Raw genomic sequence first — 16,007 nt, 5'->3', positions numbered from 1 at the left:
ATATTCAGCCTTGATTTTGCTATTGTTGATTCTCTAGAACAAATTACTGAAAAAAATAAAAAAGCTTTCCCGCCAGTCAAAACAGGAAAGCTAATAATAGTGAAAAACATTTTGATTAATTTTACAATTTTTTTAATTTAATACTTTTATACGCACTTTCCTTACTCCCCAATTACTAGCTTGGGATTCAGATTGTACAAGTATGTCGATCCGATTACCCTTAATTGCACCACCAGTATCTCCTGCAATAGCTGTTCCATAGCCCTCAACCCAAACTTTTGAACCGAGCTTAATAACAGAAGGGTCTACAGCTATTACTTTCAACCCAGATCCTGATTGCAAATTAATCCCAGTGGCAGATATCCCCGAGCAGCCGCTACAATTAGGTGTATAAGCGGTTGCTGTTACATAAAATTCTTTACCACTAGCTGGCTCTGATGAACCACGTGATACAGTCGCTGCGCTAGCTACTACAGTTTTAGTACCTACTGCAACCACTTGCTTTTGCGATTCTTTTACAACTTTCTCTGATTGTAAATTTTTAGTTACAACTTGGCCATTCTCTTTCACAACTTCATATGTTTTAGTCATTAATCCTTTTTGGCCTGCTGTTACAACTTTTTGTTTTCCTTTTTGCAATGAAGCATCCTGCTTCTTTTCAATTGCGAAATCTAAAGATTCTTCCACTACATCGATAACCTTTTCTACGCGAACTACTGTGATTTTACTCTGCGGAGTGATTACGTCCTTCAGGTTATTCTCGACACGATCGAATTCATTTAGTTGAATTCCTTGTTGTTTTAAAAAGTTAGCGACCGTAGTCGAAGTGGACCATACTTGTCTCTCGTTTACGCCATCGACAAGCGATACTTGAAACGCCTTTTGAATATCGATCTTGTTGTCTGCTCCTACTTCTGTATCTAGACCTTGTACTAATGAGTCATGCTCTGATACTTCAATATTTGCTTCTTTCAAAATGTCTTTCACTTGTGTTTCAGTTGTCCAAACTTTTGACTGATTTCCATCAACTGAAATAGTTACTTCTTTTGCCTGTTCCCATGAAATTGCTAATCCATTAACAATTTTGGTGTTCAGAGAGGGTGATATTTTGTCATGCTCTGCTACGTCTATATTTTGATCTTGTAATAATTGTTCTACAGTTTTGGCATGTGTTGTTACTTCGATTGTTTCTCCGTTCGCATCAAGCGTTACGGACTTTTTAGTACCTTGATAAAGTACAAATGAAATTACAGATACAAACAGGACAAGTGAAATAATGCTTATCACTGTTTGCTTACTCCTCAATGATCCTAAGAACAAGTTTTTCATGGAATTATTTGACATGAAAAAACGCCTCCTTAATACAAAGTTGGATTATACGTACTAGATTTGGCACTGTCAACCCGAATGTATTTCAAAGAAAATTGACATTCCCTTTTTAGCCAACCACAAACCCAGTATTGGAGGCATCTCAGCTAGTTAATTGTCAATCCTAAAAAATTTTTTCGCATTGGCTGTCGTTACTTGTGCAATTTCCTCAATCGTTAATCCTTTTAAACGGGCAATTTCTTCTGCAACTAATGGCACTAAAGCTGGCTCATTACGTTTTCCTCGATATGGATGAGGTGCTAAATACGGTGCATCAGTTTCAATCATCAAATGTTCTAAAGGTATTTCTGTCGCCACTTCTTTCGGCATTCGTGCATTTTTAAATGTCACCGGCCCACCAAGACTAATCATAAAATTCATAGCAATACATTCTTGTGCGGTTTCCACACTGCCACTATAACAATGCATAACGCCTCCCACGGAAGCAGCGTTTTCTTCACGTAAAATTTGTACAACATCTCCAGTAGCATCCCTGTTATGAATAATGATTGGTAAATTCAGCTTTTGCGCTAAATGAATTTGCTTGCGAAAAAGTGCTTGTTGAACATCTTTCGGGGATTTATCCCAATAATAGTCCAACCCGGTTTCACCAATACCTACTATTTTTGGATGTGCTGCTAATTTCTCAATCCAATTTAAATCCTCTTCTGTACAATCAATGGCATCGACAGGGTGCCAACCAATGACACCATAAACAAAATCATACTGTTCAACCAGTTGCATTGTTTTTTCTATAGTTTTGCGGTCGAAACCAACAACAACCATTGTTTCTACTTTGGCTTCAAGAGCTCTATCTATAACCTCTTGTAAGTCTTCTTCATACTGATCTGCATTTAAGTGTACATGTGTATCAATAAACATCGTCATTCTCCTAACATAGATTTTATTAGAAATTATTATTTCATATTTTTCATCAGTGTTACAATTTTGTTACAAACAATTTAGTATTATAACATTACTCATAACCTCAGACACCACTTTTGTTACTATATACCTAAAAAACCTCAATGAATAATGTGTATAAATTATTTCAAGATAATAAAACACTCATTTTCAAGACGGATTTTAAAAGCCTGCTGAACTTTTTACATTCAGCAGGCATTCCTAAAATTTATTACTTTACTTTTGCGCCGTTCTCTAGTTTCGGATCAACCGATGCTAATTTTAAAATCCCATCTTTTTCACCAGCTAGAATCATTCCTTGTGATAATTCACCACGTAATTTAACTGGCTTTAAGTTAGAGACTACAATCACTTTTTGACCAATTAATTCATCTGGAGAATAAAACTTTGCAATACCTGAAACTACTTGTCGTTGCTCATATCCAAGATCCACTTGAAGCTTTAATAATTTGTCTGCCTTTGGAATAGTTTCACACGCTGTTACAGTAGCTACACGTAAATCAACTTTCATAAAATCATCAATAGTAATTTCAGGAATTTCTGGAACCTCTGCAGCTTTTTGCTCGTTTTTTGTTTCTTCCACTTGTGGAGTTTTCACTGAACCACGCATTTCTTCACGAATATACGCAATTTCAACTTCACTCTCTAAACGAGGGAAAATGGGAATCCCTTTTTCTACCACTTTAATGTTTGCTGGAATAGTATTGCCGAATGTTTCAATTGTTTCCCATGCTAAGAATTTGTCATCCAAGCCTAATTGTTCAATAATTCGTTTGGGAGTAGATGTCATAAATGGTTGTAACATGACAGCAATTTGGTGTAAACTCTCCGCCAAATTTCGCATAACAGCTCCTAATTTTGGCTTATCTGATTCCTCTTTTGCTAGCACCCACGGTTGAGTTTCATCTATATATTTATTCGTTCTTGAAACAAGTGTCCATACGTCTGCTAATACGACACTAAATTGCATTTTTTCCATACTTTCTTCATATTTAATACGTACCGATTTAGCCTGCTCTTTTAAAGCCGCATCAAATTCTGTCGACTGAAGATTTTCAGTTGGAATAATGCCGTCGAAATATTTATTAATCATTGAAATAGTACGATTCAATAAATTGCCTAAATCGTTTGCTAAGTCGAAGTTTGTACGTTCAACAAATGATTCTGGCGAAAATACACCATCAGATCCGAATGGTAACTCGCGCAATAGGAAATATCGTGTCGCATCTAAACCATAACGTTCTATTAACATTTCAGGATAAATAACATTGCCCTTTGATTTAGACATCTTACCGTCTTTCATCATTATAAAACCATGGGCAAATACTTTTTTAGGAAGTGGTAAATCTAGTGCCATTAAGAAAATTGGCCAATAAATAGTATGGAATCGAACGATATCTTTACCAACTACATGTACATCTGCCGGCCAATATTTATTGAATAATGTTTCATCCTCCGAAAGATATCCTAATGACGTTATATAGTTAGTTAAGGCATCTACCCATACATAAATTACATGTTTAGGGTCTCCTGGAACTTTAATGCCCCAATCAAATGAAGTTCTTGAAACAGATAAATCTTCTAGCCCTGGTTTAATGAAGTTATTAATCATTTCATTTTTTCGAGATTCAGGCTCAATAAATTCAAGGTTTTCTTCATAATAAGCTAAAAGACGATCTGCGTATTTCTTCATATTAAAGAAGTAAGATTCCTCTTTAACTTTGTGTACTGGACGACCACAGTCTGGACAGTTACCCTCTACTAATTGTGTCTCAGTAAAGAAAGATTCACATGGTGTACAGTACGAACCTTCATACTCACCTTTATAAATATCACCATTATCTAAAAACTTTTGGAAAATCTTTTCGACAGTTTTCGTATGACGCTCTTGCGTCGTTTGAATAAAGTCATCGTATGAAATGTCCATCAATGCCCAAAGCTTTTTCGCAGCATCTGCAATTTCATTCACGTATTCTTGAGGATGTTTGCCCGCTTCTGCAGCTTTTTCTTGAATCTTTTGCCCATGCTCATCCATTCCCGTTAAGAAACGTACATCATAACCACGTAAACGTTTATAACGTGCAATTGTATCTGATGCTACAGTTGTATACGCTGTACCGATATGGAATTTCCCACTTGGGTAATAAATAGGGGTTGTTATATAGAATGTTTTGTTTTGTTCGCTCACAAGAACTGCCTCCATTGTTTCACAGTATACTATCTATTCTAACTAAGTACGAAATTCGTTTCAACTTCTTTCAGCGGGTGTCCAAACACCCGCTGAAATAGAGGAACTCAGGCTAAGACCTTTACATCCTGTGAAAACGCCTGAGTGACCAGCATCGGTGCTGTTGCTGACGCTTCGCTTTCGCACAGACAAAAACAAGTTGCTGCCGCTGCGTTAGCACTACGCTTTCGCACAAAAAACATCTGCAGGCCTGGCACAAAGCCAATTCCGGACGCAATTATGCCGAGGCATAATTGATTGATAGTTCATCGCGCGCGAAAAATGTCGAATGATAGAACCAATCCATTTAATGTCTTAAATGAGAAGCTTTTTTACTATAAATTAAAATATATAATAAAAACCTTTTAAAATAAGCAAAATATCTGTTTTCTCCTCAAAAAATTTTTTCAAAACAATAATATTAGTGTATTAATTAATTGACGTTTATGGCATTACTTGGTATGATAACTATCAGACAAGGAAATTATGTCGAAATTTGACGAAATACCAATATAACTTTTTTACATTAGGAGGAAAAATAATTATGAAATCAACAGGAATCGTTCGTAAAGTCGATGAATTAGGACGTGTAGTAATTCCAATCGAACTTCGCCGTACACTAGGTATTGCAGAAAAAGACGCTTTAGAAATCTATGTGGATGATGACAAAATCATCTTAAAAAAATATATGCCAAACATGACATGTGCTGTAACTGGTGAAGTTTCTGATGATAACTTCCGTCTAGTTGGAGGCAAATTAATTTTAAGCCCTGAAGGCGCAGAAATGTTAGTGAAAGAAATCCAATCTAACTTAAAAAAATAATTTGATATACACACCTAAATCAAGCACAGTGATTTAGGTTTTTTTTTATCAATTTCGCCTTGGCTTGATGCCTGGAGGCGTTATCTTCATTTAATAGAAGATAAATATAATATACCCAATTTTCGAGTCCCTTATAATGTCCATGTCAGACCTTTTATGATTAAGGATACTATTTTTTACAATTATTATCAATTTATTTGATTTATATGCTCCTCACTAAAGGTTAGGCGTGACATTTGTAAAACTATGAAGTTAAGTTGATTGGAGTGGAGGCTGGGCGATTCCTTGGGGATCAGCAATAGAGGAACGAAGGCTAAAACCATCACGTCCTGTGATAACGCCTTCGTGACCAACATCGTGTTGGCCCAAGCGGCTCATCGGACGCCCCCAGGAATCTTTGCTCTGCGCGAAAGCGAAGCGTCAGCAACAAATGTTTTCTGTGCGAAAGCGTAGCGACAGCAACAACAAAGCGCTCAGCCGGAACGTAAATCAACCTCACGTTATTGTGATGAGTCATCTATTTGATTAGATATACAAAGAAAGAGGTCGCCTTATTTAGGCAACCTCTTTCTTTCCATTAACTATGGTATTCATTATAGACTTCTCGCTTAGCTACTTGACGTAGTTTTGCTACTTCCTTTATAGCTTCTTTTGATGTAACGCCTGTATCATTAATAATATAATCGACATGTTCAACGACAGACATTGTCATCCAATAAGCATCTTCGTTAATTTCTTCCTCGGCATTCTCATTACCTTCAAGGACAATACAAAATTCCCCTCGAATTTCCTCCGTTTGTGACCATTCCACTGCTTCAGCCAACGTACCACGTAAAAACTCTTCGAATTTTTTAGTTAACTCACGAGCTAATACGATTCGACGATTACCAAGAATAGATTCCATATCTTTTAAAGTGTCCTTTAAACGATGAGGAGCCTCATAAAACAAAATAGTTTCCTGACGTTTTTTTAGTTGCTCTAATTGCTGTCGACGGTCCTTTTTTCCTCTATTTAAAAATCCGTAAAAGAAAAATGGCTGCGGTGTTAATCCAGAAGCGATTAATGCTGATATTGCAGCATTGGGACCTGGCACCGGCACAACTGGAAAGTCTTGATCGATAGCTTTTTCGACTATATCTGCACCTGGATCGGAAATACAAGGTAGACCAGCATCGCTAACTAATGCGACTGTTTTTCCTTCACGTAAGAAGGCTAATAGCTTTTCTCCCCCCACCTCTAAATTATGCTCATGATAGCTTATCAGTGGTGTTTCTATATCAAAGTAGTTGCATAGCTTCTTTGTATTACGTGTATCCTCGGCAGCAATAATATCTGCTTCCTTTAAAATACGTAACGCACGTACACTCATATCCTCTAGGTTACCAATAGGCGTTGCCACTAAATATAAACAACCTGTATGACCGTGCATTGTACTTTTCTGAGATTTCATGCGTCATCCCTCCCTATATATTTCATTTTTTGCTTTCGTGTTAGCTGTTTAAAAGCGTATTCTGCGCGCATCGCTTCTTGTTTTGTATCGAATTCCTCTACATAAATACATTCCACTGGACCTCGCGCTCTCGTATATTTTGCTCCCTTACCAGCATTATGCACATCGACACGCCTGTCTACATTATTCGTGTAGCCAGCGTAAAAGGATTGATCGGCACACTCTAACACATAAAAATAATGGCTATTGCTCTTTTCCATAAAGGATTTCTCTCACTTCTGCTGTATATTCATTATCCGAATTATAAACATACAGGGGCGGTAATATTTTCAGATCAGGCTTACCATCTTTAATTCCTTCTATTAATAGTGTATTGGCCTCCTTACCTTCTTTCGGATAAATAAATTGCATACGTTTAGGCTCTAAGCGATTTGCACGCATTGCCGTAACAATATCTAGTAATCGACCAGGACGATGAACAAAAGCTGCCTTTCCGCCTTGCTTTAATAATTTACTTGCTGATTGTATTGCTTCCTCTAGGGTTAAATATAGTTCATGACGTGCAATAGCGTAATGCTCACTTAAATTTTTATCACTAGCTTCATGTGCTAAAAAATATGGTGGATTACAGGTTACAACATCATATTTTTCAATACCAAGCTCCTTAGGAATTTCCTTCACATCACCAAGAACCATATGAATTTGTTCTTCTAACTTATTGTAACGGATACTTCGCTCAGCCATATCAAATAAACGTGGTTGAATTTCTACTCCTGTAATATGTCCCTTTGTTCTGGCGCTTAGAAAAAGTGGAATTACACCATTACCTGAGCACAAATCAACAATTTTCCCTTTATGATATGGGACATTGATAAATTTTGAAAGTAGCACTGCATCCAATGAAAACGAAAAGACCGAGGGACTTTGAATAATACGTAAATTCTCAGCTAATAAATAGTCTAATCGTTCATCACCCTTCAACCAATTTTCCATGTTTCTTCCTCCTACTATACAAAACAAAAGACTGACACCACTATAGTGGGAATCAGCCTTCTATTACACATTTTGTTTATTTAAAAATGATAGACAAAACAGACAGTCTTCACCTTTACGGGAACTTCCGAAATGAACATGACAAACATGGAAGCCTTCTTGGTATAAACGTGCTAGGTTATCATAACCTTCGCCAATATCTAACGGATTCTCTTTCTTCACATCAGAAGCCTGTACAGAGTTTTCATTAGAAAGTAGTTCTTCTAGACGTGTACGAAGGTGATGATTTTCTGTTTCGAGTGCTTTATGCTCCTCCATCATTAACGCTACAAATTGTTTCAATGCACTAAATTGCTCCTGCATTGCTTCGAGCTGTTGTTCGAACTCCATAACGGTATCTAAGAAATTACGGTCCTTCACCCAAGCCACCTCGTCCAATTCTCTATCTTAAATAAGATTTTTTTCGCATGCTAGCAGTTCTTCTAATGTATACTCGACTGTGCGCTCCTGCTCTTGTAAATATACTTGAATGAGTCTTTCCAGTACATTTAAACCTACAACTTTACCGCGGCCATCTGGTGTCATCGTCATATCACCAACGTCTGGCATACCCTCTTTTGCTTCCTCATATTCATCATTTTCATACTTCAAGCAGCACATTAAACGACCGCAAAGACCTGAAATTTTGGATGGATTTAAAGATAAGTTTTGATCTTTAGCCATTTTAATAGAAACCGGCTCAAAATCTCCTAAAAACGTTGAGCAGCAAAGCATTCGGCCACACGGACCAATGCCACCTAACAACTTCGCCTCATCACGAACACCAATTTGACGAAGTTCGATACGTGTTCTGAAAACCGAAGCTAAATCTTTTACAAGATCTCTGAAATCAACGCGTCCTTCAGCCGTAAAATAAAAGATGATTTTATTACGATCAAATGTATATTCAACATCAACGAGCTTCATTTCTAAATTATGCTCAATGATTTTTGCGCTTGCTAGTTCAAATGCATGCTTTGATTCGGCTGCATTTTCCTCTACTTGGATACGATCACGTTCATCCGCTGGTCGTAGAACTTGTTTAAGTGGTAATACAACATCATTATCCCCAACAACCTTTTGGGGGACAACTACTTTACCATATTCTACACCGCGAGCTGTCTCTACAATGACATATTGGCTGTCCTCGAGTAGATATGATGCTGGATCAAAGTAATATATTTTACCCGCTTTTTTAAAACGGACTCCCACTACATTATACAAATGTATATCCCTCCTGCAGATTTAGCATTAACTGCTCCATCATTAACGTCCTATTCATGTTACGCTGTAAAGATGAACGTGCCTGTAAAATAGACTCCATTTGACTAGATAGACGTTCATAAGTCGAATGTAGCGCAGCTTCTTTAAATGTTTGTAACATGTCTGGGTAAGTACAAGCTACTTCGGGGTTAGCTTTTATTGACACTATATCACGGTAAGCAAATAGTAGTAAATCTAATGCCTGCTCCATCTCGCCTTTTTCTTTAAACAGTGGCAACCATTCTTCATGTACAACAAGCATTGCCTCATGTACATTCTGACGAATTGCCTCTACTAATTTTAACACTGTTTTTCGAGCATGTGCAAACTGCTCATCATTTGCTAAAATCATAGCTGTTTCGAGCTCGTTCGTCAGCATGCTCACTGTAGAAGCCATCGAGTAAGAAATGTTGCTATCTTGCAAATGCTTTAATAATAAGTGTCGGGGCATTTTTTGGAATTTAACATGCTGGCAGCGAGAACGAATCGTTGGTAAAATTGACTGCATTTGCTCCGTTAACAAAATTGCAGTTACTTCACCCTCTGGTTCCTCTAAAAATTTAAGTATCATGTTTGCAGATGCAATATTGAGACGATCTGCATGATGAAGTACATAAATCTTACGTCCCTCTTCAACACCCATCATCTTCATTTCTGCAATTAAATCACGTATTTGATCAATTTTTATAAATTGACCTTCTGGATAAATTTGATGAATATTTGGATGATTACCCGAAACAACACGTCTGCAATTTCGACATGTTTCACATGGAACATTTTGACTTGGTTGCTCACATAGCATTAATTTGACAAAAAACTGCATAATATCTACTTTGCCTGTCCCTTTTTCGCCATCAAAAATGTATGCATGTGCTAATCTATTTTTGTCAAAAATCGTTTGAAGCTGCTTCATTACGACTGGTTGCAGTGTGAATAGCTCTTCAACATTCTTGGCCATAAATTTAAATTCCTTCCTATATCAATTACGCTCATAGCATAATTGTTTCCTATTGCTCAATTTTATGGATCATCACCAAAACGTGTGGTTGATTTCCGTTCCGGCTGGGCGCTTTGTTGTTGCTGACGCTTCGCTTTCGCGCAGAGCAGAGCTTCCTGGGGGCGTCCGATGAGCCGCTTGGGGCAACAGGATGTTGGTCACGAAGGTGTTATCACAGAACGTGATGCTTTTAGCCTTCGTTCCCCTATGTGCTCGCTCCAGGGTCTCGGGCCTACACGATGTTAGTCACGAAGGCGTTATCACAGGATGTGATGGTTTTAGCCTTCGTTCCTCTATCGCTAATCCCCAAGGAGTCGCCCAGCCTCCACTCCAATCAACTTATTTACATAGTAGACGTTTTAACAAAAGTCATCCATAAATTTTGGTGATGAACCAATTTTAGTACAGAAATATCTGCGGCTTTAGAGCAGATAGATTAGTTTTATGTCATTCAACAAATAAATTTGGCTGCTGAATAGATTTGAAAAAAGCCCGCGCCTACAAGAGAACGAGACACGGGTTTTACATATACAAATTAATTAATAAGCCTTTAATCTCACCGATTTTATCAAGAAGGTCAATTGCTTCCTTTTCTTCATCTAAAATATCTTGCGCAAGCTCTACAAGACGCGTATCAATAGTTTCAATTATTTTCAAGCGTCTTCCTTCACCAAAACGATTCCAAGTATGGGATTGCTTTAAATCCATACCATGCTCTACCGTTTCTTGTAGGAATCGTTTAACAAGCATTTTAAAACGAGCAAGTTCTCGTAAATTACGTGATCTTGCAACACGATCACCTGCTGTAGAAATATCCCCTAGCAATCGTGTAAGCTGTTCAGTCTGTAATTTGGTTCCTTGCTTGACGACCATATCTCCAAATCGGTTATTTAGGTTATTGTTATGCAGTGGCTCTTTACGATTAGTATTTAACCCGACACGTATATCTTGATTGATCTTCAAGCTGTTTCGCCCCCACTTGCTTTCTTTATCAAATACATATATTGTGCTTAAAAATGATGAAACTGTTCAATTGGTAATACAAAAACTGTGGCTCCTCCTACCTCTACCTCTACAGGATAAGGTATATAGGAATCTGTATTCCCGCCTAATGGCGAAACAGGGGCAACCATTTGTTCTCGTGCTCGACAATTATCACGAATAATATCTAAAACTTTAGGTATGAGAGAGTCTTCCGTCCCAATAAGAAACGTCGTATTTCCAGAGCGTAAAAATCCTCCTGTGCTCGCTAATTTAGTTGCACGAAACTGATTTTTCGTTAAAGCATTCGATAAGCGGCTGCTATCCTGATCTTGCACTACAGCTACGACTAACTTCATTCGCACTCACCCCTTCGATAAAATTCATCTAAATAAATTTTAGTTACCTTTTATCTATCCGCATTCAGCTGCTGTCGCTTCGCTTTCGCGCAGAAAACATTTGTCGCTGTCGCTTTGCTTTCGCGCAGAAAACATTGCTGAATGATTATTGATGTTACCATTATATCACATTGTGGTAGACAACTTCATGCATTTACTGTATTGCTTCATATACTAATGACCATACATCTTCAACAACACGCTCAATATTTTGATCCGCATTGACGACATGTATACGCTCAGGGTAACGCTCTACTAACTGTAAATATCCTTCCCGAACTTTCTTATGAAAAGCTAAACTTTCGACATCTAAGCGATTTACTTCTCGCTCTCCATGAGCATGAATCCGTGCCAAGCCAACCTCTGGTGCAAGGTCAAATAATATTGTCATATCGGGTAACATCTTACCGATTGCAAACTCGTTAATAGATAATACTTCATCAACGCCGATACCACGCGCATATCCTTGGTATGCTAATGAAGAATCGATAAATCGATCGCAAATAACCGTTTTACCAGCATCCAGCGCAGGTCGTACTTTTTCAAAATAATGCTGACTTCTTGCTGCTGCGTATAATAATGCTTCTGTACGCTCATCCATGGCTGTATGTTCAGGGTTTAAAATAATGCTCCTAATTTTCTCAGCAATTTCAATACCACCAGGTTCTCTCGTTGCTAATACATCAATATTTTCTTCTGCAAGTCGCTCGGCTATTTTTTGAATAACTGTTGTTTTCCCAGCACCTTCTGGACCTTCAAATGTAATAAATAAATTGCAATTCATGCTGTTATTGCCTCCAACTATTTAATGATCTCAATCATCTTTTCTTCTAAACGGTGATTTCCTTGGAACGTTGCACCACAAGCCAGTAACTCCTCTAGCTGGCTTAGCTTTGCTACTGTTATTTTTTCTCCAGGAACAAGCAATGGAATGCCTGGTGGATAAGGAATAATCATATTAGCAGAGATACGTCCTATTGTTCGCATATACGGTAACCATTCTTTTTCTGCCTTTTCAATTTCCTCAAATGTGTAGGCTGGTTCCGTAATAGCTACAAAATTATAGGCTGTTTGTGAAGCCGTTATTATTTCTGCCTTTGGTGTACTTACTAACAATGTTATAGCATCCTTAATACGAACGCGTATTTCTGCAAATGGATAGTTATGTCCCTGTTTCAATAAAGGTAGCACAAGCAATACTTGATTTGCATCTGCTAGTTCTGCATATACATGCTTTGCTTCCAATGCCTCTTGTAATTGAAAACCGCTATAGCCATTAACACGTAACAATAATTTTATAGGGTCGTCTACCTCAATAACTTCCAAAGAGCCAATAGCTCGTAATGCCTCAACCCATTGATCTCTTTTTCCTATTATATATGCACCGTCACTCTCCAAATATGTCTGTATATAATAACGTGCATCATCTAATGAAGCCAATAAAAGATAGGATGGGCTGCTAGATTGTAACATACGTAAATAGTGATTTATTTTGTCGACATCGATTAAATCAGAATTAACATGCATAAAGGATGCCATTGTCATAGCAGGTAGTGTTTTATGTGCAGACTGTACTACTATATCTGCACCAAACGTCAATGCTGATGGTTGAAATAAAGTACATGCACTAAAATGGGCACCATGTGCTTCATCCACTAAAACAGGAATACCCTTCTCATGACAATACGCGATCTGCTGCTGCATTTCTTTAGATGTTATACCATAATAAGTAGGGTACGTTAATACGACAGCACGGGCCACTGGATAATCATCAACTGCACCTTTTAAATCTTTATAAGAAACATGTGTTGCAGTTAATGTACGTTCATCCCATAGCGGGGAAACAAATACAGGTTTTGCTCCAACAAGCTCAATTGCGTGAAATATAGACTTATGTGCATTACGTTGGACAATAATCGTATCTCCTTTTTTACATGTGGCATAAATCATCGCTAAGTTTCCAATTGTAGATCCGCCTACTAAAAAGAAACTTTTCATCGCCCCATATGTATCTGCCAACAAGTTTTCTGCCTCTAATATCATTTCCTCTGGGTGATGTAAGTCATCAAGACCTGATAATTCAGTCACATCATACCGCATTACATCTTTAAAGGGCTGAGGAAGATGGGACAGCTCTCCATGCTTATGCCCTGGGACATGAAAGGAAATATTTTGTTGTTGTCGAAAGCGCTCTAATCCTTCTACAATCGGCCTTTTCTTTTGCAAAACAAAACACCCATTTCCGTTATATTCTCTTAGTTAATTATAACACTTACGTTACAAAAACATTTGCTGAAGATAAATAAAGTGAAATTCATATAACCTTTTTCCCGATCCAATGTGCTAGTAATGCAATAGGGATCACTAAAAGACAAAACGGTAAGCAAATAAAAATAATGTTCCAAGTTATGACTTTATTGACTAATAACGAATGATACAAAATTAAACTATATGGAATAACGATTATCAAAGATGTGAATGCACCAGGTGTAATAGAACGAAGAAATATAGACTGTGCAAGGTGAGTGAACGCATGTAGAAAGTAGGTTAGTGTAACAACAGTAAAAAAGTAGATATCTCCATATGGCCCTTGATTCACATACTGATTTGCCACAAAAGTGGAACTACTTACAAACATGAATATTACGATGACTGCTACCGCAAACTGCGCTGTCGACATCGAAAACTGTTTAATAACCCGATCAGCAATGTTTTTCGGCAATCTTTCGTACAAGATGATAGAATTCTTGTTTAGCCACTTTTCAACCATAATAATTTCTTCAAAATCATGAAGAATAAACATAATAGGAAATAACCAAATAAGTGTTTGAATACCTACCCATTGTTCCATGATGATTCCTCCTATCTAAAATATATTGAGTAATTACTCAAAATTTCTCAAAAAAAATAGCTTCTCATCATAACGTGTGGTTGATTTCCGTTCCGATTGGGCGCTTTCCTAGGGGCATCTAATCTCCACTTCAATCAACTTATATCAATTTCGACTTGGCATAATTACCGCTGTCGCATTGCTTTTGCTATAGATAAACAAATGCGCCCGGATTTTGAATCCCTTTTAATATAAACATAGCTACCTCTTCAATATAATGATTATTTTCAATTGGCATTTTATCTGTTTTTCTTTCTTCAATTAAAACATGCGTTAATATTGTTGATAGAAACATTGAAGCTGCTGTTTCTACCGTCTTTTTTTCCACAGCACATGAAGAAGCTCTTATCAAAAGTGAACTGACTTGTTCACCCATTGCATTTATAAAATCCACAATATCCTTACTAACATTTGTGTTCTGTACTATTTCTGGAGACCAAATAAAAGTTAAAAAGTTTTTATGATCTAATAAAAAATTGGCATATAATTGGCCAAATTTAATTAAAGCTGGATATGGCTCCATCTTTGAAAGCTCTTTTATCTCATTTTGTAGTGAGCCAATAAATGAAAACTCATGAATAAGATAATTAAGAAGTTCATTTTTATCTTTAAAATAATAAAATATAAGCCCCTCTGCTACTCCGCTCTTTAATGCTATTTCTTTAGTAGTCGTTGCGGTAAAGCCCTTTTTAGTAAAAAGCTCTAATGACGCTTCTAAAATTTTATCCTTCTTTGATACCAAACCTTTTCACCACCTTTTTTGAGTGTTTACTCAAATTTAAACTTCACAAAGGGATCTGTCATGTTATTCCATATAATAAGTACGAATAACGTAAAGGATTTCAGTTCCGACTCGTAAACGTTTTAATATAATGTCATGTCATCTCTTACTACTTTTGCTGATAAATATAAAAAGACCATTGCACCTAATAGCAACGATCCTTTATATTACACGTTTATCAATAAAAACTATTTTAAAATGTACTTAACTCTAATTTCTCTACAACATACTAGATACTAGCTTTTACCGCCATCCCTTGTACTAGCTTTTCAATTAATTGTGGTACAAACTTCTCTAAAATTGGATTCATCATGCCCGCTAAGAAACCACTTGCCTTCATTGTTAAATTGCCTACTAACTGACATGTACCATCCTGATCTTGTGTAATTTCAAAATAACCGTCACCGTTTATTGGGTCTGATAAGCATACCAAATCAAACATAACTTGATTAGGGTTTGATTCCTTGCACATAAGCTCAACCTTTACAGCTTTTTGGATAATGCCAAAATCCCCTTTAAATACCCAAATCATATTTTGTTCATTTGGAAATTCATGATGTAAATATCCGGGTATTAGTACAGCCCATTGCTCTTTATTATGAATAAACTCTTGTAGTTTTGCTTTCTCAATTTGAATATTTTCACTATATAATCCTGTTGCCATTTCAATACACCCCTTTATTTATTCATTTAGATCAATTAAATTCTAACATTTTTCAGGGCGTTATTACCGATTTTTAAACATTAAAAAAACCACTGATTTCTCAGTGGCTGCTTTGTGCCTAGCGACGTCCTACTCTCACAGGGGGAAGCCCCCAACTACCATCGGCGCTAAAGAGCTTAACTTCCGTGTTCGGTATGGGAACGGGTGTG

18 protein-coding genes and 1 rRNA gene are annotated in these 16,007 nt (G+C 37.1%); 1 reads left to right on the top strand and 18 read right to left on the bottom strand.

Annotated features, from left to right (window positions below; translation table 11 throughout):
• Positions 1-132: 132 nt before the first annotated feature.
• From ABH966_RS21170 to metG, 3 genes are all read right to left on the bottom strand, one after another.
• Positions 133-1,344 carry a resuscitation-promoting factor gene (locus tag ABH966_RS21170; protein WP_370081877.1) on the bottom strand — a complete coding sequence of 404 codons (1,212 nt, stop codon included), beginning with the start codon at positions 1,342-1,344 and terminating at the stop codon, positions 133-135.
• A gap of 135 nt (positions 1,345-1,479) precedes the next feature.
• The gene (locus ABH966_RS21165; RefSeq protein ID WP_370081875.1) at positions 1,480-2,250 is read right to left on the bottom strand and encodes a TatD family hydrolase; all 771 of its coding nucleotides are present in this window, start codon (positions 2,248-2,250) and stop codon (positions 1,480-1,482) included.
• A 253-nt stretch (positions 2,251-2,503) separates the two neighbouring features.
• The gene (gene metG / locus ABH966_RS21160) at positions 2,504-4,480 is read right to left on the bottom strand and encodes a methionine--tRNA ligase (RefSeq protein ID WP_370081873.1); all 1,977 of its coding nucleotides are present in this window, start codon (positions 4,478-4,480) and stop codon (positions 2,504-2,506) included.
• A gap of 583 nt (positions 4,481-5,063) precedes the next feature.
• On the opposite strand from metG, the gene ABH966_RS21155 reads away from it, so the two are divergent.
• Complete coding sequence (locus tag ABH966_RS21155) at positions 5,064-5,342, top strand: transition state genes transcriptional regulator AbrB (protein ID WP_004229214.1); 279 nt, start codon at positions 5,064-5,066, stop codon at positions 5,340-5,342.
• Positions 5,343-5,594: 252 nt separating this feature from the next.
• Here the strand turns inward: ABH966_RS21155 and ABH966_RS21150 are convergent, their stop codons facing one another.
• The 15 genes from ABH966_RS21150 to rrf form a co-directional block, all read right to left on the bottom strand.
• Positions 5,595-5,720 (bottom strand): hypothetical protein, encoded by a 126-nt coding sequence (locus ABH966_RS21150; RefSeq protein ID WP_370081871.1) that lies wholly within the window; start codon positions 5,718-5,720, stop codon positions 5,595-5,597.
• A gap of 199 nt (positions 5,721-5,919) precedes the next feature.
• Positions 5,920-6,792 carry a 16S rRNA (cytidine(1402)-2'-O)-methyltransferase gene (gene rsmI / locus ABH966_RS21145; RefSeq protein WP_370081869.1) on the bottom strand — a complete coding sequence of 291 codons (873 nt, stop codon included), beginning with the start codon at positions 6,790-6,792 and terminating at the stop codon, positions 5,920-5,922.
• Complete coding sequence (locus ABH966_RS21140) at positions 6,789-7,052, bottom strand: GIY-YIG nuclease family protein (protein WP_142510476.1); 264 nt, start codon at positions 7,050-7,052, stop codon at positions 6,789-6,791. The genes rsmI and ABH966_RS21140 overlap by 4 nt, the downstream gene beginning before the upstream one ends.
• Positions 7,036-7,785, bottom strand: coding sequence for a tRNA1(Val) (adenine(37)-N6)-methyltransferase (locus ABH966_RS21135; protein WP_370081867.1), 750 nt, complete (start codon positions 7,783-7,785; stop codon positions 7,036-7,038). The genes ABH966_RS21140 and ABH966_RS21135 overlap by 17 nt, the downstream gene beginning before the upstream one ends.
• 63 nt (positions 7,786-7,848) lie before the next feature.
• Positions 7,849-8,205: a DNA replication initiation control protein YabA gene (gene yabA / locus ABH966_RS21130; protein ID WP_370081865.1), complete on the bottom strand. Its 357-nt coding sequence runs from the start codon at positions 8,203-8,205 to the stop codon at positions 7,849-7,851.
• Between the two features lie 27 nt (positions 8,206-8,232).
• Entirely contained in the window at positions 8,233-9,048 is an 816-nt protein-coding gene (locus tag ABH966_RS21125; protein ID WP_132364280.1) for a PSP1 domain-containing protein, read from the bottom strand.
• Positions 9,041-10,045: a DNA polymerase III subunit delta' gene (gene holB / locus ABH966_RS21120; protein WP_370081863.1), complete on the bottom strand. Its 1,005-nt coding sequence runs from the start codon at positions 10,043-10,045 to the stop codon at positions 9,041-9,043. Before holB ends, ABH966_RS21125 begins: the two co-directional genes overlap by 8 nt.
• A gap of 561 nt (positions 10,046-10,606) precedes the next feature.
• Positions 10,607-11,047, bottom strand: coding sequence for a YaaR family protein (locus ABH966_RS21115; protein WP_370081859.1), 441 nt, complete (start codon positions 11,045-11,047; stop codon positions 10,607-10,609).
• A gap of 47 nt (positions 11,048-11,094) precedes the next feature.
• On the bottom strand, positions 11,095-11,424 hold the full coding sequence (locus ABH966_RS21110; protein ID WP_049667342.1) for a cyclic-di-AMP receptor: 330 nt from the start codon (positions 11,422-11,424) through the stop codon (positions 11,095-11,097).
• A 193-nt stretch (positions 11,425-11,617) separates the two neighbouring features.
• Positions 11,618-12,247, bottom strand: coding sequence for a dTMP kinase (gene tmk, locus ABH966_RS21105; RefSeq protein WP_370081857.1), 630 nt, complete (start codon positions 12,245-12,247; stop codon positions 11,618-11,620).
• Between the two features lie 17 nt (positions 12,248-12,264).
• On the bottom strand, positions 12,265-13,689 hold the full coding sequence (locus tag ABH966_RS21100) for an aminotransferase class I/II-fold pyridoxal phosphate-dependent enzyme (protein WP_370081855.1): 1,425 nt from the start codon (positions 13,687-13,689) through the stop codon (positions 12,265-12,267).
• An 88-nt stretch (positions 13,690-13,777) separates the two neighbouring features.
• Positions 13,778-14,314 carry an HXXEE domain-containing protein gene (locus ABH966_RS21095; protein ID WP_370081853.1) on the bottom strand — a complete coding sequence of 179 codons (537 nt, stop codon included), beginning with the start codon at positions 14,312-14,314 and terminating at the stop codon, positions 13,778-13,780.
• Between the two features lie 187 nt (positions 14,315-14,501).
• On the bottom strand, positions 14,502-15,095 hold the full coding sequence (locus ABH966_RS21090) for a TetR/AcrR family transcriptional regulator (RefSeq protein WP_370081851.1): 594 nt from the start codon (positions 15,093-15,095) through the stop codon (positions 14,502-14,504).
• Positions 15,096-15,363: 268 nt separating this feature from the next.
• On the bottom strand, positions 15,364-15,798 hold the full coding sequence (locus ABH966_RS21085; RefSeq protein ID WP_370081849.1) for an SRPBCC domain-containing protein: 435 nt from the start codon (positions 15,796-15,798) through the stop codon (positions 15,364-15,366).
• A gap of 116 nt (positions 15,799-15,914) precedes the next feature.
• Positions 15,915-16,007, bottom strand: a 5S ribosomal RNA gene (rrf, locus tag ABH966_RS21080); the annotation flags it as partial.

The organism is Lysinibacillus sp. RC46, assembly GCF_041262385.1.
GTDB lineage: Bacteria > Bacillota > Bacilli > Bacillales_A > Planococcaceae > Lysinibacillus.
This window is presented reverse-complemented; position numbering and strand designations above follow the sequence as displayed.